Source organism: Aggregatibacter actinomycetemcomitans DSM 8324 (genome assembly GCF_000372365.1).
Lineage (GTDB): Bacteria > Pseudomonadota > Gammaproteobacteria > Enterobacterales > Pasteurellaceae > Aggregatibacter > Aggregatibacter actinomycetemcomitans.
Genome location: NZ_AQUU01000012.1, coordinates 59574 through 81883, shown reverse-complemented (window position 1 = coordinate 81883; position 22310 = coordinate 59574). Strand labels below are relative to the sequence as shown.

Genomic DNA, 22310 nt, shown 5'->3' with positions numbered 1-22310 from the left:
TAAGACAGATTCCCAAGCATTACTCACCCGTCCGCCACTCGTCAGCATAAGTACAAGTACTTACCTGCTACCGTCCGACTTGCATGTGTTAAGCCTGCCGCCAGCGTTCAATCTGAGCCATGATCAAACTCTTCAATTCAAAAAGCTTAATCCCTCAATAGCTGACTTAATTAATCTATTATAAATAATATAAATAAACGAATCTTCCGGCACCTATTAAGTTCAATCTTAAAATTATCTAAAACGAATCTATAAGTGCCCACACAGTTTGTATGATTGATTGTTAAAGAACAAAAAACGACGCGCTGTTTATAAAAACCTACAACGGCGCGTCGTTGTGCCGGCGTATTATAGGCTTTTATCCTTACCTTGCAAGTACTTTTTTACTAAAAATTTAAAAATCTTTTTGATTGCTTATTTTTTGTCAAATTTCTCTCAAAACCTCACTATCGACATCTAATAAACGCAGCGTTTCAAATCCTAAAGACTGAATTAAATTTGGTAAACCGTCTTCCGGTGAGATCATTTTTGTGCAAAACACTTGATTATTTGTTTGATTTTTTGACCGCACTTTTACGTCACTAAGCAAGGATTCCACCCGTTTCGCAACGGCAGCACCCGAATCAATAAAATAGATGACTTGCGGCAAACATTGTTGAATCTCTGATTTTATCAGAGGGAAGTGCGTACATCCCAGCACCACACAATCTAAATCACTCATTGTAACCCACGTTAGCACTTCAGATTTAATTTCATTTAAATCAATAGGATAACCATGAAATTTACGTTCAGCCAATTCTACCAACTTCGTACTGCCAATTTTTTCCACACGGCAATCAGCGGCATATTTATCAATCAAATCAGATAAATATTTTCGGTTTACCGTTCCCTTGGTGGCTAGTAACCCGATATGTTTCGTGGTTGTTTGCGCTGCTGCCAGTTTAATCGCGGGCACGGTGCCTACAATCGGAATTGAAAAATGTTCGCGCAATGAGGGCAACACAACGGTGCTTGCCGTATTACAGGCGATGACAATAAGATCCAACGGATACATTTGATCTATGCGTTGGCAGATTTTTAACGTACGTTCGATGATCTTTTCTTCAGGCTTCTCGGAATAAGGAAAGTAAGCGTTATCAAAGCAATACAAATAGTGATAGTCAGGCAAAAGTTGCTTAACCTCATGATAAACACTAAAGCCGCCGACGCCGGAATCAAAAAAAAGAATTGTGGGTTTTGTTTGAATGTCCATAATCAGTTTGATGGAAAAATTTGCGTCATTTTATTCGCTTATAAGGCGGTTCTCAAGGAAAAGCTCGCTGATTAACATCGGTATGTTTTGGACCCAAAACAAGGAACGACGGGCATATAATCCGCTTTGAGGATCTTGCGCCCATTGGATTAACCGCCTTTGTGGCGTTTGCTGAAATAGCCATTCGCCGATAGGTTTTTTGCCTAACATTGACAGTTCTTGGTGATAGACAAATAGCGTCTGGGGAATGAGCGTTCGAGCCTCGATCCAAGGTTTGCCGTCACCAAGCAATAAAACTTCACGGCACCAATAGGCTCCCGCCGGCAAAAGTGCGGTCTCATTTTCAAATGTTTTTTCTATCCATTTTTCTGACCGCACTTTCACGTCAAATCGTGCACAAGTCTGTTTTAATTTAACGGTCAGCGATTGTTTATCAAACAACCAGCAGTGAACTGAACGCGGCAGTTGCTTCGCCTGTGGCGCATCTTCCGCCAACCAATGCAGCTGGGCAAAAATAGAATCAGGCATTGCTATAAATCTCACGATTATTTAGCCAGCGGCGAATCAACAAGTCCGCCGTTTGCGGATATTTCTGTACTAGTTGTTTTGCATAAAACTGCACTGTCGGCAGCATTTTGCGATCGCGCATGAGGTTCGCCACTTTAAATTCGGTAATTCCTGTTTGTTTCGTGCCAAGCACTTCCCCCGGACCACGAATTTCCAGATCTTTTTCCGAAATCACGAAACCATCCTGCGTGTCGCGCATGACTTGTAAGCGTTTTTGCGAAATTTTACCGAGCGGCGGTTTGTACATTAACACACAAAACGAAGCTGTACTGCCACGCCCGACCCGCCCACGTAACTGGTGAAGCTGGGACAAGCCAAGGCGCTCAGCGTTTTCAATAATCATCAAACTGGCATTCGGCACATCCACGCCCACTTCAATCACGGTCGTAGCGACCAGTAAATCTAATTCGGCAAGCTTAAACTGCGCCATTACCGCTTGTTTTTCATTCGGTTTCATTCGCCCGTGTACCAAGCCGATGCGTAAGTGCGGTAGAATTTTACGGAGATCTTCCGCCACCGCTTCCGCCGCCTGCGCCTCCAACATTTCCGATTCATCAATCAGAGTGCAAACCCAATAAGCCTGCCGTTTTTCCTGCGTACACGCCACATTCACCCGTTCGATAATCTCTGCACGACGATCTTCGGAAATTGCAATGGTGGTAATCGGCGTGCGCCCCGGTGGCAATTCGTCGATAATCGAAGTATCCAAATCCGCATACACCGTCATGGCAAGCGTACGTGGAATCGGTGTGGCGGTCATGATTAACTGATGAGGATACACGCCTGCCTGATTACCTTTTTCCCGCAGCATGAGTCGTTGGTGCACGCCGAAACGGTGCTGTTCGTCAACAATCACCAAGCTCAAACGATGAAATTCCACCTCTTCCTGGAATAACGCGTGCGTTCCCACCACCATTTGTACCGCACCGCTTTTTATTTTCTCTAGCTCGGCAACCCGTTGTTTGCCTTTGACTTTTCCTGCCAGCCAGCCCACTTGAATGCCAAGCGGTTCAAACCAACGGCGGAAGTTCACGGCGTGCTGTTCCGCTAAGATTTCCGTCGGCGCCATCAATGCCACCTGTTTACCGTTATCAATGGCGAGCAGTGCCGCTAACGCCGCCACTAAGGTTTTACCGGAGCCGACATCCCCCTGCACCAGACGCATCATCGGGTAAGGTTGCGCCACATCCCGTTCAATATCTTCCGTCACACGCAACTGTGCATTTGTCGGCTGAAACGGCAACTGCGCTAAAAAACGTGCTTTTAAATCTGATTGATACGACAAAGGCTCGGCAAAATTCGCTTGAATTCCTGACCGCACTTTTTGCATCGCCAGGTTATATGCCAGCAACTCTTCAAAAATCAGTCGTTGCTGGGCGGGATGTCTACCTTCTTCCAAGGTCGTTAATGACACATCGGGTGGCGGGTTATGTAAGAACTGAATGGCGAATTTTAAATCAAAAGGATGCGGATTACATTCCGCCGGTAACAATTCGGCTATGGGCGTTTTATCCAACACCAACAAGGCTTGCGCAATTAATTTTCGCAAAGCGGTTTGTTTCAACCCTTCCGTAGCAGGGTAAATGGGCGTGAGGGTTTCTGCCAGAACCAGCGGTTTATTGTCATGAATAATCTGATATTCAGGATGATGAATTTCCGCCATGAAACGCCCGCGACGCACCTCACCAAAGGCTTTCACCCGAGCACCTGGCTGCAAGCTGTTTTTCATACCGGCGTTAAAATTAAAAAAGCGCAACGCCAATTTGGCGGTACCGTCGGAAAGATAGACCATCAACATCGGACGACGCCCGAATTGCACTTCGCTACTTTGCACGACGCCTTCAATAGTGGCGTACTGCTCTGCCTGCAAATCGGCAATGGGTGTGATGCGGGTGCGATCTTCATAACGGAGGGGAAGGTGAAATAACAGATCTTGCAGATTGAAGATCCCCAATTTACCTAACTTTTCCGCCACAGCGGCACCAACACCGGAAATTGCCGTTAACGGAATCGCATCTAATAATTGGGTGCTCATCTATTGATTAATATTGCGTTCAATGCTGATTAGTTCAGGCATTGATTTGATTTTGCGAATGATGTGGGCAAGGTGTTTTTTGTCTTTGACCGTTAACAGCACGATGATTTGATACAAACGCCCTTCCTGTTCTTCCGTCCAAATGCTTTGAATGTTGCTGTCCATGGCGGAAATGGTTGACATCAAGTGCGGTAACGTGCCTTGCTGATTAATCATTTCGATACGCAATTCCGCTTCAAATTCAATTTGCGTATCGCTTTTTTCCCAATCAACGGACATATAATTTTTCGTATTATCTTCGCGATCTTTCAAGTTTGAGCAGGATTCATGGTGGATCACCAATCCTTTACCCGGGCTGGCATAAGCGATAATCGGATCGCCCGGTACAGGATGGCAACATTGCGCAAAGGTAGTCAACAAACCGCCGTTACCGCTGATTTCCAACGGACCAGTGTGGTTGTCAGGGTTGCCGTCCGTATCAATTTCAATGGATTCGCCCAGCAAACGATGCGCAATGACGGTGCTCATTTGGTTGCCTAAACCGATTTCCATAAATAAATCATTTAAACTTGCTAATTTCAGATCCGCTAAGACATTTTGGGTATATTCAATATTGAGTTCTTCTAATTTTAACGGACTCAAAGCGTGCGCCAATTGGCGCTTACCGGATTCAATGGCTTCATCACGACGCAAATCTTTTAAAGCGTGACGAATACTGGAACGAGCTTTGGCGGTCACCACAAAATTAAGCCAAGCCACATTAGGTTTGGCATTCGGCGAGGTTAAAATATCAATGGTCTGCCCGGATTCCAAGGCTTGCGATAACGGATAAGGTTTACGATCCACATTGGCGGCGACACAATTTCTGCCCACATCTGTGTGCACGGCATAGGCAAAATCCACCGGCGTTGCGCCTTTCGGTAGCTCTACAATGCGCCCTTTCGGTGTAAACACATAAATTTCTTTCGGGAAAAATTCCGATTTTACGCTTTCGATAAATTCAAAAGAATTACCCGCACTTTGTTGTAATTCAATTAAACTTTGTAGCCAACGTTGCGCTTTAATTTGTGCCGGCGTGCTGTCGTTACGACCGCCCTGTTTATACGCCCAATGCGCCGCGACCCCCATTTCCGCCATTTGATCCATTTCTTCGGTACGAATTTGCACTTCCACCGGCACGCCGTGCGGACCAATCATCGACGTATGTAAGGACTGATAGCCATTGGCTTTCGGCACGGCAATATAATCTTTTACCCGACCCGGGCGCGGTTTATAAAGGCTGTGCATTTGTCCAAGCACACGATAGCAGGTATCCACGTTGTTCACCACGGTGCGGAACGCGTAAATATCCATAATGGAATGAAACTGCTGATCTTTTAAGCGCATTTTTTGGTAGATGGCATACAAATGCTTTTCACGCCCGAATACCCGCGCTTGAATACCCACATCCTGCAAACGCCCTTTGATTTCGTCGGAAATTCGTTCAATCATGTCTTTGCGATTACCGCGCGCAATCTGTACGACTTTTTGCAAAACCGCATAACGTTGCGGATACATGGCTTCAAAACCAAGATCTTCCAGTTCGTTTTTGATGTGCTCGATCCCCAAGCGATGCGCCAACGGTGCATAAATTTCCAGGGTTTCTTTGGCGATACGACGGCGTTTATCGGGACGTAATGCGCTGAGGGTGCGCATGTTGTGGGTTCGGTCGGCAAGTTTGATGAGAACCACACGAATATCCCTGGTCATGGCAAGGATCATTTTACGGAAATTTGCCACTTCCGCTTCTTGACGGGTTCTGAATTTGAGTTTGTCGAGTTTTGAAACGCCTTCTACGATTTCCGCGACACTGGCGCCGAATTCGGCTTTCAGTTGTTCTTCCGTGTAAGGCGTGTCTTCAATGACATCATGTAATAAGGCGGCCATGACCGCTTCGTGATCCAGTCGCATTTCGGCGATGATCGAAGCGACGGCAACCGGATGGGTGATGTAAGGTTCGCCGCTGGAGCGTGATTGTCCTTCGTGTGCATCGCGGGCAATCACAAATGCACGTTTGACTAATTCAATTTGTTCAGGCGGCAAATATGCCTGAATAATGTGATGTAAACCTTCGAATAAATACAAAGCACACCCAACCGACTAAAAAACGTTGTAAATTCCAACCGCACTTTATTCGGATAACAAAGAAACGGCGTTCACTTCCACTCTTTCCTGCACCAAATGTTCATGACGATCTTGCGCATCCAAAATTTCGTTATTAATTAAACCTTTTTCAATTTCACGCAGTGCGATAACGGTCGGTTTATCATTATCTTCCGGCACCAAAGGTTCACGCGTATGCAACTGTAATTGTCTTGCGCGACAGGCAGCGGTTAAAATTAAATCGAAACGGTTACCAATTTTTTCTACTGCGTCTTGTACGGTTACGCGAGCCATAAATTACTCCAATTTGCTAAATCTGTTTTTTGAATTCAATAAAGGGTCAGTATGGTACTAGAATGCAGCTGATTTTTCCAGTAGTTGTTCAATCAGGCCTTGATTTTCTTGCTGCTGATGCGCCAATGTCAATCGCTCAGCACGCAGAATTGCCTGCAAATCCACAAGCGCCTGTTCAAAATTATCGTTGACGATCACATAATCATATTCATTGTAATGAGAAATTTCGCTCATCGCTTTCGCCATTCTGTCGGCAATCACGTCCGCACTGTCCTGACCGCGTCCGATTAAGCGTCTTTCCAATTCATCCAACGACGGCGGTAAAACAAAAATACTCTTAACATTCGGCACTTTTTTGCGAATTTGTTGTGCGCCCTGCCAATCAATATCCAAAAAAACATCAATGCCTTTAGCTAAATTTTCTTCAATAGCGAATAAAGACGTGCCGTAATAATTGCCGCCAAAGACTTTCGCGTATTCCAAAAAGGCATTTTGTTCGATTAAGGTTTCAAATTCCCCTTGAGAAACAAAATAATAATGCACGCCTTCTTGTTCGCCCGGGCGCGACTGTCTGGTGGTGTGGGAAACGGATACCATCATTTTATGGTTATTATTTTGTTTTAACAATGCGGCGATTAATGAAGATTTACCTGCACCGCTGGGTGCCGAAATGATATACAAATTGCCTTGTAACATAATGCTTCTCTTGTGATTAATTTTGCCTATTATGCCCCTAAACCGATAAAAAATCAGCAAAAGTGCGGTCATTTTTTACAGAGTTTTTTCTTCTCCTGCCAAGGAAATTTTCTCTTCATCCGATCAGAGACGCATTCTCAAATTAAAGAAAGCGTGTTATAATCTCCCGCAAAATTGGTAGGCAGGGTCATAGCCAACCTAAACCTTTTCGTTTAACTTAAAAATAATAAGGTGAAATCTTATGGCAATTAAAATTGGTATCAATGGTTTCGGTCGTATCGGCCGTATCGTATTCCGTGCAGCTCAACTTCGTGATGACATTGAAGTAGTAGGTATCAACGACTTAATCGACGTTGAATACATGGCGTATATGTTGAAATACGATTCAACTCACGGTCGGTTCGACGGCACAGTTGAAGTGAAAGACGGCAACTTAGTCGTAAACGGTAAAGCGATTCGCGTAACGGCTGAACGTGATCCGGCAAACTTAAACTGGGGTGCAATCGGTGTTGATGTTGCAGTTGAAGCAACCGGTTTATTCTTAACTGACGAAACTGCCCGTAAACACATCACTGCCGGCGCGAAAAAAGTGGTTTTAACCGGTCCTTCCAAAGACAGCACACCAATGTTCGTACGCGGTGTAAACTTTGATGCTTATAAAGGTCAAGACATTGTTTCCAATGCTTCTTGCACAACTAACTGCTTAGCGCCATTAGCAAAAGTTATCAACGACAAATTCGGTATCAAAGACGGTTTAATGACAACCGTTCACGCTACAACCGCAACACAAAAAACCGTTGACGGTCCATCTGCAAAAGACTGGCGTGGTGGTCGTGGCGCTTCCCAAAACATCATCCCATCTTCAACCGGTGCGGCTAAAGCCGTAGGTAAAGTTATTCCTGCATTAAACGGTAAATTAACCGGTATGGCGTTCCGTGTTCCTACTACAAACGTGTCCGTTGTTGACTTAACCGTTAACCTTGAAAAACCTGCAACTTACGCAGAAATCTGTGCGGAATTAAAACGCGCTTCCAAAAATGAAATGAAAGGTGTTTTAGGCTACACTGAAGATGCCGTAGTTTCTACCGACTTCAACGGTTGTTCCTTAACTTCCGTATTTGACGCGGCAGCAGGTATTGCATTAACCGATACTTTCGTAAAACTGGTATCTTGGTATGACAACGAAGCCGGTTATTCTCACAAAGTATTAGACTTAGTTGCACACGTTTACAACTACAAGGGCTAATTCTGAGAAATCCGAACATGAAAATAGCTCCCGTTTGGGAGCTATTTTTTATCCGTAAAACCTAAAAAGTGCGGTGCTTTTTCAATGTGTTTTTTAAAACGCCAAGACCAACACGCCCGAAAGAATCAATCCTGCCCCAATCAATAATTTCATACTCACCGGCTCGCCCAAGATAGTCACACCTAACACAATGGCAATAACCACGCTGAGTTTATCAATAGGTGCGACCCAAGATGCCGGCGCAAGTTGTAAAGCGCGATAGTAACAAAGCCAGGAAAATCCCGTCGCCACCCCGGATAACACAAGGAAAATAACCGGCTTGGTCGCAATATGTTGAGGCAATTGCCATTCATTACGCATCGAAATAATCGCCACAATCACAAATAAAATCACTACTGTACGAATAAATGTCGCTAAATTACTATTCAAGCCTTCCACACCTAATTTGCCTAAAATTGCCGTTAATCCGGCAAAAAATGCGGAACCGATCGCAAACCAGACCCAATTCATTTTAATCTCCTCATGTTTCTGCAATATTTCCTTTATAATATACCAACTTTTTCATCCACAACCTTAATCTGTATGGCTATTGTTAATCAATCGACGCTCGTTGCATACAACGCGCAACAAATGTATCGGCTTTTAAATGATTATGAGCGTTATCCCGAGTTTTTGCCAGGCTGTGTCGGCAACCGCACGTTAAATAAAAGTGCGGTGCAATTAACCGGTGAATCGGAAATCAGCAAGGCGGGCATTCGACAAAAGTTTACCACCTGTAATACAATGAAAGAAAATCAATCAATTAGAATGCAATTCGTTGACGGTCCGTTTAAATTTCTGCAAGGTGAAAAGTTTACCGATCCGGATAAAAAAAGCTGTCAGACTCGACTTTATTTAGCATCTGAATTTTCAAATCCACCGGTTGGATTTGCCTTCGGTCAGATCTTTACCCATTTAACCAATAAAATGATTGATGCATTGAAACAGCGAGCAAAACAAATTTATGGTTAATAAAATCAATATTCAAATTGCCTATGCGTTTCCTGATCATCATTATCTGAAATCGTTTAGTGTAGATGAAGGCACTATGGTGCAAACCGCCATTTTACAGTCCGGCATTTTACAACAATTTACCAACATTGATTTACGCGAAAATAAAATCGGCATTTTCAGCCGTCCCGTGAAATTAACGGATCAGCTGAAAGACGGCGATCGCATTGAAATTTATCGCCCGCTGTTGGCGGATCCGAAAGAAATTCGACGCAAACGTGCGGAAGAACAAGCAAAGAAAAAGTAATAACACTTATTCAACACATTGAAGGAATGTATATGAACAAATTTTGTTTACCTCAAAATATTACACCGGAAATCTTTTTACGCGATTACTGGCAGAAAAAACCGTTATTAATTCGACGCGGTTTACCAGAAATTATCGGTATGCTTGAACCACGCGACATCACCGAATTAGCCAAAACGGAAGAAGTGGTCGCGCGCTTGATCAAGCAACATTCCGATGACAATTGGGAATTGCGCACCAGTCCGTTATCCAAAGAAGATTTTGATAACCTGCCTGAAAAATGGTCGGTTTTAGTGCAAGATATGGAGCAATGGTCACCGTTATTAGGCAATTTATGGCGAAAATTCGACTTTATTCCGCAATGGCAACGTGATGACATCATGGTATCTTTCGCGCCACAAGGCGGTTCTGTCGGCAAACATTATGATGAATACGATGTCTTCCTGGTGCAGGCTTACGGTCATCGCCGTTGGCAGCTTGGCAAATGGTGCGAACCGACCACAGAATTCAAACCGAACCAACCGATTCGTATTTTTGACGACATGGGCGAACTGATTTTAGACGAAGTGATGGCGCCGGGCGATGTGCTGTACGTGCCTTCCCGTCTGGCTCACTACGGCGTAGCGCAAGATGACTGCTTAACCGTATCCTTCGGGTTGCGCTACCCAAATACATCGGAACTACTGGAAAGTATTAGAAATCACCTTTACCATCCAAGTTTGGAAGTGAATGAACTGGCTATCCCGTTCCGTTTAAGTCCTTCAGAACAAAAAACCGGCGAATTGACACCGCAAGACGTACAACAAATGAAAGCGTTATTTTTACAACAGCTGGCAAATTCTGCACAGTTCGACACCTTATTCCAACAAGCGCTTGCAACAACCGTCAGCCGTCGGCGCTATGAATTACTGGAAGTCGCCGGTTTTTCCGATCCGGAAGACGTGTTGGAAAGCTTTGAACATGGCGGCAGATTACGTCAAGACAACAATTGCAAATTGGTTTATACCCAAGATCCGTTCCGAATTTATGCCAACGGCGAATGGCTGGATGAATTGACCTACGCCGAAGCGGAAATTTTGAAACAACTTGCCGATGGTCAAACCGTTGATTTTGCTTTTTTAACCCGCTTAATCGGCAGCCTGCAGGATCAACAGATTTCCATGGAAGTGTTGGTCGATAGCATTTGCAATTGGCTGGACGACGGCTGGGCGTTGTTAACCGAGTAATCTTCCATGAGCGATAACATTTACTCGGTCAGCCAATTAAACCAATCCGTTCGCCTGATGTTAGAAAATCAGCTCGGACAAGTTTGGCTCACCGGGGAAATATCTAACTTTACCCAACCAGTTTCGGGGCATTGGTATTTAAGTTTAAAAGACGAAAACGCCCAAGTGCGCTGCGCCATGTTCCGCATGAAAAATCTGCGCGTGGGTTTTCGTCCGTCTAATGGCATGCAGGTATTGGTGCGTGCTAGTGTCAGTTTGTATGAGCCGCGCGGTGATTATCAACTGATTATCGAAAGTATGCACCTTGCCGGCGAAGGGTTACTGATGCAGCAATTTGAAGCGCTGAAACTCAAATTAGCGGCAGAAGGATTGTTCGCTCAAAATCACAAGAAAAACCTACCGCACTTTAGTCAAGCGGTAGGCATTATTACCTCTAAAACCGGGGCGGCATTGCAGGATATTTTGCATATTCTACAACGTCGTGATCCGAGTCTGAAAGTCATTATTTATCCCACAGCCGTGCAAGGTAAAGATGCGGCGGCTGAAATCGCACAAATGATTGAAATCGCCAACCGGCGACAAGAGGCGGATGTATTAATCGTGGGGCGCGGCGGTGGTTCGCTGGAAGATTTGTGGTGCTTTAATGAAGAAATTGTGGCGCGCGCGATGTTTCATTCCGTCATTCCAATCATTAGCGCTGTCGGTCATGAAACCGATATTACCATTGCCGATTTTGTCGCCGATTTACGCGCACCGACCCCTTCTGCCGCGGCAGAGCTGGTGAGCCGCGATCAAACGGAATTATTACAGCAGTTACAATATCGTCAACAACGCATTGAAATCGCTTTGGATCGCATTTTTATCGAGAAGAAACGGCAATTACAGCATCTTTTCTTACGTCTGCAAAACCAACACCCACAAGCGCAACTACGTATTCAACAGCAACTTATCGCCCAATTACGTCATCGCTTGCAGCAAAGTCTGTGTCATCACCGGCAAAAAACAGCGGAAAATCTGACCGCACTTTCGGCGCGGTTATATAAAAATCCGCTGCCGTTAAAGTTACAACAACAGAAACAACTGCTGGCGCAACTTAAAGTGCGGTTAAATTCCGAGATGAATTTGAAGGTGGGGCTTCAACAAAAACAACTGGCGCATTTATGTGGCAAATTAGACAGTTTAAGCCCGTTGAAGGTATTAGCGCGGGGATATTCCATCACCCAAAATCAACATAACCAAGCCATTACATCAATTCATGCGGTGAACATCGGCGAGCAAATCCAAACACGCGTTGCCGACGGGATTATCATCAGCCAGATTAATCGGTTAGAGAAGAAATAAGCGAACTATTTTTTATGCTTTGCCAGTGAGCAATGCAAAATTTTGACATTTTTACCTTTATCCTGAAAATATTTCCCCAGTTGTTCGGCAATGTAAACAGAACGGTGTTTGCCGCCCGTACAACCGATAGCAATGGTCAAATAGCTGCGGTTATTCTGTTCCAGCGACGGCAGCCAGGTTTCGATATAAGAACGGGTGAGGTAGATAAATTGATGCACTTCATTGTGCTTATTTAAGAATTCCGCCACTTCTTCATCCAAACCGGTCAGCGGGCGTAACCCCTGATTCCAATGCGGATTCGGCAGGAAACGCACATCAAACACGTAATCCGCATCTAACGGAATGCCATATTTAAAACCGAAAGATTCCACCACTATTTTCAATTCTTTATCGGAATGCCCGCTCAAAAACTCACGCAATCGCTCCGCTAATTCGTGGGTAGATAAAGCGGCAGTGTCAATCAGCAAATTGGCTTGTTGCACGAGAGGATCAAGACGGTTACGTTCTTCTTCAATGGCGGCTTCTAAGGAAAGGTCCTGTGTGGATAACGGGTGCAGACGGCGGGAATCGCTATAGCGGCGAATTAATGTGCCGGTATCGGCATCCAAGAAAATAATTTTAACATTATGTTTCTGCTGCAAATCATTAATCGTATTTTCCAGGATTTGCGGGGAAGTCGGCAGGTTGCGAATGTCTAAACTAATGGCAACGGCAGGTTGCCCGGCGGACAAAATCTGAATCAGCTGGGGCAATAAATCCAGAGGGAGATTATCCACACAATAATAGCCCATATCTTCCAAGGCTCTTAATGCAACGGATTTTCCCGCCCCGGAACGACCGCTAATGATAATAATTTCCACAGCACCCCCACTAATTTGGCTTTTTCGTTAAGTAAAATTACGCTGCGATTCCGTTACATCCTGTTCCGTAGGAACCGCTTCATTCACATCGGTTTGATCATAATGAAAAAAAATTTGCAAAATTTCATCCGCACTTTTCGCCGCCCGCAACTGCTTGCACAAAGATTTATCCGTTAAATTTTCCGCTAATTTAGGCAAATACTGAACATACGCGGCACACATATTTTCCGGAATCAACACCGCAAAGATTAAATCCACTTCACGGTGATCCGCTGCCTCATAGTCAATAGGCGAGTCTAATTGAATGAATACGGCGATAGGTTGGGCTTCTGCCGGCAAACGTCCTTTTGGCATTGCCACGCCGCCGCCGAGACCGGAGTTGCCCAGTTTTTCACGGCTGAACAAACACTCAAAACAGCATTGTTCACCGTTTTCCAGCTGCAATTTTTCAGCCACAATGTGTGCGATTAACTCAAACACACGCTTTTTGCTGGACAAAATCATGCCCTGACGGATACTTTCCGGTGTTAATAATTCAGTAAATTTCATAAGCTAAAGTTGGAAATCGGCGCCTAAATAAACGTCTTTTACCAATTTGTTGTTCATAATCTCTTGCGGTGTGCCGGTGGCAATCATTTTACCGGCGCTCACAATATAAGCGCGCTCACACACATCCAGTGTTTCGCGCACATTGTGGTCGGTAATTAATACGCCCAAGCCGCGATCACGCAAGTCTTTAATGATTTTCTTAATATCAATCACCGAAATCGGGTCAACCCCGGCGAAAGGCTCATCTAACAAAATAAATTTCGGATTTGCCGCCAACGCACGGGCGATTTCCACACGACGGCGCTCCCCGCCCGACAAAGATTGCCCTAAATTATCACGAATATGACTGATATTAAATTCTTCAATTAACTCGTCAGCTCTCTCGCGGCGTTGAAGTGCGGTCAAATCTTTGCGTATTTCCAACACCGCCATTAAATTATCGTACACGCTTAAACGGCGGAAGATGGAGGCTTCCTGCGGCAAATAACCGATGCCTTTTTGCGCTCGATTGTGCATCGGTAACAGACTGATGTCTTCCTCGTCAATGCGGATTTTTCCTTGATCATGATTTACCAAGCCCACCACCATGTAGAAGGTGGTAGTTTTACCGGCACCGTTAGGCCCCAACAAACCGACGATTTCGCCGGAATTCACCGTTAAACTCACATCGGAAACCACTTGGCGGTTTTTATAACTTTTCGCTAAATTTTCAGCATACAGAATCGCCATGAATTCTATTTCCCTTTTGCATTATTGAGTTGAGCCGGAATTAACACGGTGGTGACGCGTGAACCGGAAGAACCGTTGGCTTTGAGTTGTTGTTTTTTCACATCATAAGTGATCACATTACCGTTGATTTTGCTATCCAGCTGTTTTAATTCAGCATTACCGGTTAAGGTTAAAAACTCCGTGCCTAAATCATAAAACACTTTATTGGCTTTGCCGTCCACGGGCTTGCCGTCGTCCATTACCTGATGGAATGTCACCGGATTGCCAAACGCCTCAACAGTGTCTTTTTTCTTGGAATTTTCTTCCGGACGGGTGATGATCACTTTATTCGCTTTCACCACGATAGAACCTTGAGTAATGACAACGTTGTCTGTAAAGATCACTACCCGACTGGTCATGTCTAAGGATTGGTTATCGGAAACGATATTAATGGGCTGATTGGTATCGTCTTTCAATGCAAAAGTAGACAAAGACACCAGCATTAACATGGAAGCAAAAAAAATGTTATTGCTTACTGATTTCATAATATGTTTTCACCTGTTCTTTTAATGTAGCCACTTGTTGCTGCAAGTTGCCGGTTAATTTTAAGCCTGTGGAATTAAAATTCTGCCCGTTAAGTTTTACCATTTGATCCGAGCTGATGTCCTGTGTTGTCAAATTAACCACCGCGCGTTGGGTTTCAATGCGTTGCAAACGAGATTGCGCGGAAAGGCTTTGTGCGATGACATTGCCATCCAGATACAGCATATTGTCTTTGGTCAATCGTGCTTTGTCAGCGCTGAGTTTCCAGCTTTCTTTATCCGTATTTTGAATTTCAATATCTAACAACAACACGACCGGTTGTTGAAAATCCGTATGTCCATCCGAGGTATAATGTTCCACTTTTGCGGAGGTCGCTAAATATTGTTTTTTGCCGGTGGGCGAATACACGGTAGTGCTCATTTTCTGCCCGACATATTCCGGACTATCTGCCGTTTTAATCAGATCTTTCAAACTTCCGTCCTCTTTATTCAGGCTATAAAACCAGGCCAATAAACCCAGCGCAATCACGGCTAAGATAATATTCAAACGAATATTCATACAATACAAATTCCGTTATAACGGTTAATAATAAGACACAATGATAGCATAATTTTGCTGAAAACGATAAAAAAGCAATATAAAGTACGGTCGCCCTCGCCGACGTTTTTTATAAGAAGATTTCCTTGCCCGGGTCAGGAACATTTCACAAAAAAACAGTCCAAGGACGGGTATTTGAGAGATTAAAAAATGTAATTCTATTTGACATTCATTCGGATTTCGTAGAGTATCACAACCTATTTTTATTCATTAAAGGCAATTCAAGCCGTAACCTAGCAGTTTTATGAACGAAACGTTAATTGAAGTAAAACACCTTACGTTTAAACGCGGTGAACGGATTATTTACCACGATCTGAATTTGCGCGTTCCCCGCGGCAAAATTACCGCCATTATGGGACCGTCAGGGATTGGTAAAACCACCCTTTTGAAACTCATCGGCGGTCAGCTGATGCCTTCCGAAGGTGAAATTCTGTTCGACGGGCAAGATATTTGCAAATTATCCAACAGTGAACTTTATGATGTGCGCAAACGCATGGGTATGCTGTTTCAATCCGGCGCATTATTCACCGATATTTCCACCTTTGATAATGTGGCATTTCCTATTCGAGAGCACACCAATCTGCCTCCGTCGTTGATTAGAAAAATAGTATTAATGAAACTCGAAGCGGTGGGCTTGCGCGGTGCCGCCGATTTAATGCCTTCCGAACTTTCCGGCGGGATGGCGCGTCGTGCCGCGCTCGCCCGTGCCATTGCGTTAGATCCGGATTTAATCATGTTCGACGAACCCTTTACGGGACAAGATCCCATCAGCATGGGCGTGATTATCAGCTTAATCAAACGGCTAAATGAAGCGTTGAATTTAACGTCTATTGTGGTCTCCCATGATGTGCAGGAAGTATTGAGCATCGCCGATTATGCCTATATTATCGCCGATCAGCATGTGATTGCCGAAGGCTCATCGGAGCAGCTATTGGCGAGCCAAGATCCCCAAGTGAAACAGTTTTTACAAGGTCAGGCGGACGGTCCGGTACGTTTTCACTACCCTGCGCCAAATTACATTGAGGAGTTGTTTGAATGCTAACCAATTTAATTTCAGCCCTCGGACGTAACGCTATTAACTTTGCCCGCGCAATGGGTCGTGCAGGCTTTTTGCTATTCGGCGCGCTTATCGGCAAACCGCAAATTAACAAGCATTTCCCGTTATTAATCAAACAACTCCATGTCCTCGGCGTGCAGTCTTTATTGATTATCATGCTATCCGGTTTGTTTATCGGCATGGTGTTAGGTTTGCAAGGCTATGTGGTATTGGTGGATTTCTCGGCAGAAACCAGCTTAGGGCAACTCGTAGCATTATCGCTGCTGCGCGAATTAGGTCCGGTAGTGACCGCACTTTTATTCGCCGGACGCGCCGGTTCCGCATTAACTGCCGAAATCGGCTTAATGAAAGCCACGGAACAATTATCCAGTTTGGAAATGATGGCGGTGGATCCGCTACGTCGGGTTATCGCCCCGCGTTTTTGGGCGGGAGTGATTGCCATGCCGATTCTTTCCATTATTTTTATCGCCATCGGCATTTGGGGCGGTTCCTTAGTGGGCGTGGATTGGAAAGGCGTGGATTCGGGCAGTTTCTGGTCGGTCATGCAAAGCTCTGTTACCTGGAGCCACGATATTCTTAACGGTTTTATTAAAAGCCTGTTCTTCGCCATTGCGGTGGTTTGGATTGCATTGTTTAACGGCTACGACTGTATTCCGACTTCGGAAGGCATCAGCAAAGCCACCACCAGAACCGTTGTACACGCGTCATTAGTAGTATTAGGTTTAGACTTCGTACTGACCGCCATCATGTTCGGTGCGAATTAATCTCTGTTTGTAAGGAAACGTTATGCGACAAACAATTAAATATGAATTTTGGGTCGGTTTATTTTTACTCCTTGGTATCGGCTCGCTTATCTTCTTAGGCTTAAAAGTGGCGAACGTGCAAGGTTTCAGTGAAGCAAAATCTTATCACGTTTATGCAACTTTCGATAATATCGGTGGACTAAAAGTACGCGCCCCGCTTAAAGTGGGCGGCGTTGTGATTGGGCGGGTATCCGAAATCACATTGGATCCGCAAACGTATTTACCGAAAGTCACCATCGCCATTAATCAGGAATACAATGAAATTCCGGAAACCAGTTCGTTATCCATCAAAACCTCCGGTTTATTGGGCGAACAATACATTGCGCTAAGCATCGGTTTTAATGACGGCGAAATTGCGATGTTGAAAGATGGCGACAAAATTGTCGATACCAAATCCGCCATAGTGCTGGAAGATCTGATCGGACAATTTTTATACGGTGACAAAGACAAAAAGGCGGCAGAGGAAACAAACGATGCCACAGAAAGTAATTAGTTCACTCAACCTAAAAGGAGCAAGAGGGATGTTAAAAATCAAGTTTAAAAACTGGTTAACAAAAACGCTGGTAATTTTCACCGCACTTTTTGCGATGCAACAGGTCATGGCGGAAGATAACCCGCAAACCTTAACACAACAGGTTTCCGATAAATTATTCAGCGACATTAAAGCGAATCAAAGCCGAATCAAACAGGATCCGAACTATTTAAAAACCATCGTACGTCAGGATTTAATGCCGTATGTGCATGTTAAATATGCCGGTTCAAAAATTTTAGGACAAAACTACAAAACTGTCACTCAGGAAGAACGCGAACGTTATTTCGCTGTATTGGATAAGTACATTGAGCAAGTGTATGCGCAAGTATTAACGCTCTATACCGACCAAAACATTCAAGTCGGCAAAATGAAAGAAGAATCCGGCAGCCTTGCCATCGTGAACGTAAAAGTGGCACAACCAAATAATCAACCGCCGTTAAATGTGGATTTTTACTGGTATAAAAACAGCAAAACCGGGCAATGGCAAGTGTATGACATGACCGCCAGCGGCGCCAGCATGGTCAATACCAAACAGCAGGAATGGAGCCCGATTATCCGTAAACAAGGCTTGGATGCGTTGACCGCAAAATTACAAAAATCTGCCGACACTCCAATTACGTTGAGTAAATAATCAATGCAAGCAACACAAAGTTTACATTGGGAATCAAACCAACATGATGATAAGATAACGCTTCGCCTGAAAGGGGAGCTATCTCAAAACACGTTGTTGCCGCTTTGGCAGCAACGTGCTTCTTTTTTATTGGCACGGAAAACGGAAACGCTTGATGTTCATTGGGATTTGTCCCAAGTCAATCGCATTGATTCTGCAGGGTTTGCGTTGTTATGCGATTTTCTAAACGAACGGAAACAACTTTTGCAAAATCCGCCGTCCCAATTATTGACACTCGCAGATCTGTTTGGTTTATCGGACTGGATTGCGCAATTTAGCAAAACCGATGGAAATAGTTAATGGAAACTCAAGAAATCGAAAGAATCTTAAAAGAAGCACTGAATCTTGATGAGGTGTATGTACAGGGTGAAGACGCACATTACGGTGTAATCGCTGTGAGCGATCAATTTGAAGGGCTTTCTAAAGTCAAGCAGCAACAAATGATTTATGCTCCGCTCTTAAACCACATTTCCAGCAATGAAATTCATGCACTTTCCATCCGTACTTATACCGTCGAAAAATGGAAACGTGAACGTTTACTTAATCAACCCGCCTAATTCATAGGAAATTATTATGCAAAAATTTCGAGTTTACGGACAATCTTGCTTAAAAGGAACCGTGGAGATTTCCGGTGCGAAAAATGCAGCATTGCCGATTTTATTTGCCGCAATTTTAGCAACGGAACCGGTCACCTTAACCAATGTGCCGGATCTAAAAGATATCGAAACCACGCTGAAAATTTTACGTCAGTTAGGTGTAGTCGTAGAACAAAATAAACCCGGCACAGTTCGTTTGGATGCGTCCAAAATCGATCATTTCATCGCACCGTACGAGTTGGTGAAGACCATGCGTGCTTCCATTTGGGCGCTGGCACCGTTAGTAGCGCGTTTCAATCAAGGTCAGGTTTCCTTGCCGGGCGGTTGCTCTATCGGCGCCCGACCGGTAGATTTGCACATTAGCGGCTTAGAACGCCTTGGCGCAAAAATCGCCCTTGAAGACGGTTATGTAAAAGCCTATGTGGATGGACGCCTAAACGGCACCCGTATCGTGATGGAAAAAGTGAGCGTGGGCGCCACCCTCTCCATTATGATTGCGGCGACTTTGACAAAAGGCACCACCGTTATCGAAAACGCCGCCCGTGAACCGGAAATTGCCGACACGGCGGAATTCTTAAATAAAATGGGCGCCAAAATCAGCGGTGCAGGCTCTGATGCCATCACGATCGAAGGCGTAAATCGCTTAACCGGTTGTGAGCATAGCATCGTGCCGGATCGCATTGAAACCGGGACATTCTTAGTGGCAGCCGCCATTTCCGGCGGTCGCATTGTGTGTAAAAACACCAAAGCCAACACCTTAGACGCGGTGATCGATAAATTACGCGAAGCCGGCGCGCAGGTGGATGTCACCGAAGATACCATCACGTTAGATATGTGGGGCAATCGTCCGAAAGCGGTGAATATTCGTACCGCACCTTACCCGGGCTTCCCGACCGATATGCAGGCGCAATTCACCTTATTAAACATGGTTGCCAACGGCACCAGCATCATCACCGAAACCATTTTTGAAAATCGCTTCATGCACATTCCGGAGCTGATTCGTATGGGCGGTAAAGCAGAAATTGAAGGCAACACCGCCATTTGCCATGGGGTTTCCCATTTATCCGGTGCAGAAGTCATGGCAACGGATCTACGCGCTTCTATCAGCTTAGTGCTGGCAGGCTGTATCGCCACCGGTGAAACCATTGTGGATCGTATCTACCATATCGACCGCGGCTATGAACACATTGAAGAAAAGCTCCGCGGCTTAGGCGCTCGTATTGAGCGATTCACGGAAGAAAGTGAAGAGGCTTAATTAGAAACATCAATAAAGGCTTAAGTTGAAAAACTTAAGCCTTTTTAGTTGAATAAATCCATTAACGGGTAGAAAGTTGGAAAATCATGGATTCCGCCTGGCAGCTAAATTCAAATTTGGCAGTTAATTTGAAGCCGTTTTCCACCGCACTTATTTCACTGCTAATTTTGCATGGGTCACTTTCCGCCGCTTTGGCTTTTTCGGTTAAATAGCTTAATGCTTCTTCTGCTGCGTCTTCCGTTGCATAAACCTGTTCAAAATCCACCGTGCAATCAGAACCGTCAATCACCGTACCCACATCGACACAACAACAAACTTTTGCTTCTTCCGCCTGACATTTCAATGTGCTCATAATATCTCCTTGTAAAAAGAATTGAAATTTTCAACTATTTTAGCATTATTCAAATTTAATACAAAATCCGACCGCACTTTTCTTTGTCTACTGGTCTGAACACTACGCAAAATATGAAAAGAGGATTGCTCCACATTCCCCTGTTTTTTAGAATGATGCGTTTTCCTAAGAAACGATAACCAATTCAATAAAAGGTACAAAAATGACAACCCGCAAATTTACTCAAACCCTTCTATCCACGCTGTTATTAACTGCTGCCGGAGGTGCGTCCGCCGCGGCATTCCAATTAGCAGAAATTTCCACCTCCGGTTTAGGTCGTGCCTATGCCGGTGAAGCCGCCATCGCAGACAATGCTGCTGTGGTCGCCACCAACCCGGCATTAATGAGCCTGTTCAAACAAAACGAATTTTCTGCCGGTGGCGTTTATGTGGATTCGCGAATTCATATAAATGGTCCTGTAACTGCTTATATCAGAGGACAAAAAGTTGCTTCCGGAAGCGCTAATGCCCATAGCGTTGTTCCAGGTGCATTCATTCCAAATATGTATTTTATTTCACCTATCAATGATAAGTTTGCTTTAGGTGCGGGAATGAATGTTAACTTTGGTTTAAAGAGTGAATATTCCCGCGATTATGATGCCGGTATTTTTGGCGGTATAACGGATTTAACCGCCATTAGTCTGAATCTTAGTGGGTCATACCGTATTACTAATAATTTAACTGCCGGTTTCGGTTTAAATGGTGTCTATGCGAAAGCAGAACTTGATCGCACTGCCGGTATCGCCATTACCGGCGTCAAAAATGCACTGAATTCTATGGGTGAGGACAATGTAAAAAGATTATTAAGCGCGAGAATAAGAGCCAAAAATCCGACAATTCCGCAGGCTATTGCTGACGGTTTAGCACAAAGAACTATCAATAATTTAAAAAATCTGGATAAAGCAGATTCGCTTGTACACCTAAGAGACAATGCTTGGGGATTCGGTTGGAATACAGGTTTGGTTTACGAGTTTGATCAAGATAATCGTCTTGGTCTCGCCTACCATTCCAAAGTCGATATTGATTTTAAAGATCGCAATGCACTCAGTTTACAACAACATAATGGTGTACTAGGTCCTTATATCGGTAAAGGCAGTTTAACCTTAAAATTACCGGCTTACTGGGAACTATCAGGATTCCATCAATTAACCGATCAATGGGCTATCCACTATAGCTATAAATATACAGAATGGAGTCGTTTTAAAGAATTACGCGGCAAATATCAAGATGGTTCCGGCTATGAGGCCTTTACCAAGAAAGAGGAATACAAAGACAACTCCCGTTTTGCTATTGGTACAACATATAGCCTAAATGATGCTTTAACATTACGTGCAGGTTTGGCTTACGATAAAGCCGCGAGTAAAACGCATTTATCTGCGTCCATTCCTGATACCGACCGTATGTGGTATAGTATAGGCGCCACCTATAAATTCACCCCGAATTTATCTGTTGATGTCGGCTTCGCTCATTTACGTGGTAAGAAGAAACATTTTGTTGAGACCCAAAATATCAAGGGGTTATTGCTTGTTGAGGCGGATTACACCACTAAAGCCACCGCTAACCTCTACGGTTTGAATCTAAATTACCGTTTCTAATCGAGGCAAAATTTCGAAGAATACATAATAAAAGCGTGCTCCGGTACGCTTTTGTTTTT

At 44.3% G+C, this 22310-nt stretch carries 26 protein-coding genes and 1 rRNA gene; 13 read left to right on the top strand and 14 right to left on the bottom strand.

All coding sequences use genetic code 11. The annotated features are described in order from the left end of the window. The 7 genes from A3CS_RS0108020 to gmk form a co-directional block, all read right to left on the bottom strand. Window positions 1–139 (bottom strand): 16S ribosomal RNA (locus tag A3CS_RS0108020); the annotation flags it as partial. A 285-nt stretch (window positions 140–424) separates the two neighbouring features. Beyond that, window positions 425–1252, bottom strand: a complete 828-nt coding sequence (gene murI, locus A3CS_RS0108015; RefSeq protein WP_019518390.1) for a glutamate racemase — start codon at window positions 1250–1252, stop codon at window positions 425–427. A 30-nt stretch (window positions 1253–1282) separates the two neighbouring features. Next, window positions 1283–1780, bottom strand: coding sequence for a chorismate--pyruvate lyase family protein (locus tag A3CS_RS0108010; protein WP_005548348.1), 498 nt, complete (start codon window positions 1778–1780; stop codon window positions 1283–1285). Next, window positions 1773–3854, bottom strand: a complete 2082-nt coding sequence (gene recG / locus A3CS_RS0108005) for an ATP-dependent DNA helicase RecG (RefSeq protein WP_005548351.1) — start codon at window positions 3852–3854, stop codon at window positions 1773–1775. The genes A3CS_RS0108010 and recG overlap by 8 nt, the downstream gene beginning before the upstream one ends. Next, window positions 3855–5978, bottom strand: a complete 2124-nt coding sequence (spoT, locus tag A3CS_RS0108000) for a bifunctional GTP diphosphokinase/guanosine-3',5'-bis pyrophosphate 3'-pyrophosphohydrolase (protein ID WP_012821032.1) — start codon at window positions 5976–5978, stop codon at window positions 3855–3857. It lies immediately after the preceding gene. 45 nt (window positions 5979–6023) lie between these two features. Continuing rightward, the gene (gene rpoZ, locus A3CS_RS0107995; RefSeq protein WP_019518389.1) at window positions 6024–6290 is read right to left on the bottom strand and encodes a DNA-directed RNA polymerase subunit omega; all 267 of its coding nucleotides are present in this window, start codon (window positions 6288–6290) and stop codon (window positions 6024–6026) included. Window positions 6291–6347: 57 nt separating this feature from the next. Continuing rightward, window positions 6348–6986, bottom strand: a complete 639-nt coding sequence (gmk, locus tag A3CS_RS0107990; protein ID WP_005548354.1) for a guanylate kinase — start codon at window positions 6984–6986, stop codon at window positions 6348–6350. Between the two features lie 241 nt (window positions 6987–7227). Between gmk and gap the strand changes: the two genes are divergently transcribed. Beyond that, window positions 7228–8232, top strand: a complete 1005-nt coding sequence (gene gap, locus A3CS_RS0107985; protein ID WP_005548356.1) for a type I glyceraldehyde-3-phosphate dehydrogenase — start codon at window positions 7228–7230, stop codon at window positions 8230–8232. A 93-nt stretch (window positions 8233–8325) separates the two neighbouring features. On the opposite strand, the gene A3CS_RS0107980 is transcribed toward gap, so the two are convergent. Then, window positions 8326–8742: an EamA family transporter gene (locus tag A3CS_RS0107980; RefSeq protein WP_005541059.1), complete on the bottom strand. Its 417-nt coding sequence runs from the start codon at window positions 8740–8742 to the stop codon at window positions 8326–8328. A 72-nt stretch (window positions 8743–8814) separates the two neighbouring features. Between A3CS_RS0107980 and A3CS_RS0107975 the strand changes: the two genes are divergently transcribed. From A3CS_RS0107975 to xseA, 4 genes are read left to right on the top strand one after another with little or no spacing between them, the layout of a single operon-like run. After that, window positions 8815–9243, top strand: a complete 429-nt coding sequence (locus tag A3CS_RS0107975) for a type II toxin-antitoxin system RatA family toxin (RefSeq protein WP_005548358.1) — start codon at window positions 8815–8817, stop codon at window positions 9241–9243. Next, window positions 9236–9529, top strand: a complete 294-nt coding sequence (locus A3CS_RS0107970; protein ID WP_005548360.1) for an RnfH family protein — start codon at window positions 9236–9238, stop codon at window positions 9527–9529. The genes A3CS_RS0107975 and A3CS_RS0107970 overlap by 8 nt, the downstream gene beginning before the upstream one ends. Before the next feature lie 32 nt (window positions 9530–9561). Then, on the top strand, window positions 9562–10755 hold the full coding sequence (locus A3CS_RS0107965) for a ribosomal protein uL16 3-hydroxylase (RefSeq protein ID WP_005548363.1): 1194 nt from the start codon (window positions 9562–9564) through the stop codon (window positions 10753–10755). A gap of 6 nt (window positions 10756–10761) precedes the next feature. Further along, entirely contained in the window at window positions 10762–12096 is a 1335-nt protein-coding gene (gene xseA / locus A3CS_RS0107960; protein ID WP_005548365.1) for an exodeoxyribonuclease VII large subunit, read from the top strand. A 5-nt stretch (window positions 12097–12101) separates the two neighbouring features. On the opposite strand, the gene rapZ is transcribed toward xseA, so the two are convergent. The 5 genes from rapZ to lptC are packed head-to-tail and all read right to left on the bottom strand — an operon-like array spanning window position 12102 to window position 15314. Then, the gene (gene rapZ, locus A3CS_RS0107955; protein ID WP_005548367.1) at window positions 12102–12956 is read right to left on the bottom strand and encodes an RNase adapter RapZ; all 855 of its coding nucleotides are present in this window, start codon (window positions 12954–12956) and stop codon (window positions 12102–12104) included. 27 nt (window positions 12957–12983) lie between these two features. Next, complete coding sequence (ptsN, locus tag A3CS_RS0107950) at window positions 12984–13505, bottom strand: PTS IIA-like nitrogen regulatory protein PtsN (RefSeq protein ID WP_005548368.1); 522 nt, start codon at window positions 13503–13505, stop codon at window positions 12984–12986. A 3-nt stretch (window positions 13506–13508) separates the two neighbouring features. Further along, entirely contained in the window at window positions 13509–14234 is a 726-nt protein-coding gene (lptB, locus tag A3CS_RS0107945; RefSeq protein WP_005541044.1) for an LPS export ABC transporter ATP-binding protein, read from the bottom strand. A 5-nt stretch (window positions 14235–14239) separates the two neighbouring features. Further along, window positions 14240–14758: a lipopolysaccharide transport periplasmic protein LptA gene (gene lptA / locus A3CS_RS0107940; protein ID WP_005541043.1), complete on the bottom strand. Its 519-nt coding sequence runs from the start codon at window positions 14756–14758 to the stop codon at window positions 14240–14242. After that, window positions 14739–15314 carry an LPS export ABC transporter periplasmic protein LptC gene (gene lptC, locus A3CS_RS0107935; protein WP_005548373.1) on the bottom strand — a complete coding sequence of 192 codons (576 nt, stop codon included), beginning with the start codon at window positions 15312–15314 and terminating at the stop codon, window positions 14739–14741. Before lptC ends, lptA begins: the two co-directional genes overlap by 20 nt. A gap of 283 nt (window positions 15315–15597) precedes the next feature. Between lptC and mlaF the strand changes: the two genes are divergently transcribed. The 7 genes from mlaF to murA are packed head-to-tail and all read left to right on the top strand — an operon-like array spanning window position 15598 to window position 20266. Continuing rightward, window positions 15598–16395 (top strand): phospholipid ABC transporter ATP-binding protein MlaF, encoded by a 798-nt coding sequence (gene mlaF / locus A3CS_RS0107930; protein ID WP_005548375.1) that lies wholly within the window; start codon window positions 15598–15600, stop codon window positions 16393–16395. After that, window positions 16389–17174 carry a lipid asymmetry maintenance ABC transporter permease subunit MlaE gene (mlaE, locus tag A3CS_RS0107925; RefSeq protein ID WP_005548377.1) on the top strand — a complete coding sequence of 262 codons (786 nt, stop codon included), beginning with the start codon at window positions 16389–16391 and terminating at the stop codon, window positions 17172–17174. The genes mlaF and mlaE overlap by 7 nt, the downstream gene beginning before the upstream one ends. Window positions 17175–17196: 22 nt before the next feature. Continuing rightward, window positions 17197–17706: an outer membrane lipid asymmetry maintenance protein MlaD gene (gene mlaD / locus A3CS_RS0107920; protein ID WP_005548379.1), complete on the top strand. Its 510-nt coding sequence runs from the start codon at window positions 17197–17199 to the stop codon at window positions 17704–17706. Between the two features lie 28 nt (window positions 17707–17734). Beyond that, on the top strand, window positions 17735–18376 hold the full coding sequence (mlaC, locus tag A3CS_RS0107915; protein WP_019518388.1) for a phospholipid-binding protein MlaC: 642 nt from the start codon (window positions 17735–17737) through the stop codon (window positions 18374–18376). 3 nt (window positions 18377–18379) lie between these two features. Next, window positions 18380–18715 carry an STAS domain-containing protein gene (locus tag A3CS_RS0107910; RefSeq protein WP_012821036.1) on the top strand — a complete coding sequence of 112 codons (336 nt, stop codon included), beginning with the start codon at window positions 18380–18382 and terminating at the stop codon, window positions 18713–18715. After that, window positions 18715–18972 (top strand): BolA family protein, encoded by a 258-nt coding sequence (locus A3CS_RS0107905; protein ID WP_005541027.1) that lies wholly within the window; start codon window positions 18715–18717, stop codon window positions 18970–18972. Before A3CS_RS0107910 ends, A3CS_RS0107905 begins: the two co-directional genes overlap by 1 nt. Window positions 18973–18988: 16 nt before the next feature. Continuing rightward, complete coding sequence (gene murA / locus A3CS_RS0107900) at window positions 18989–20266, top strand: UDP-N-acetylglucosamine 1-carboxyvinyltransferase (protein ID WP_005548383.1); 1278 nt, start codon at window positions 18989–18991, stop codon at window positions 20264–20266. 61 nt (window positions 20267–20327) lie between these two features. On the opposite strand, the gene A3CS_RS0107895 is transcribed toward murA, so the two are convergent. Continuing rightward, window positions 20328–20618, bottom strand: coding sequence for a YfcZ/YiiS family protein (locus tag A3CS_RS0107895; protein ID WP_005541021.1), 291 nt, complete (start codon window positions 20616–20618; stop codon window positions 20328–20330). A 202-nt stretch (window positions 20619–20820) separates the two neighbouring features. Between A3CS_RS0107895 and A3CS_RS0107890 the strand changes: the two genes are divergently transcribed. Continuing rightward, on the top strand, window positions 20821–22251 hold the full coding sequence (locus tag A3CS_RS0107890) for a porin (RefSeq protein WP_005541019.1): 1431 nt from the start codon (window positions 20821–20823) through the stop codon (window positions 22249–22251). Window positions 22252–22310: the final 59 nt, after the last annotated feature.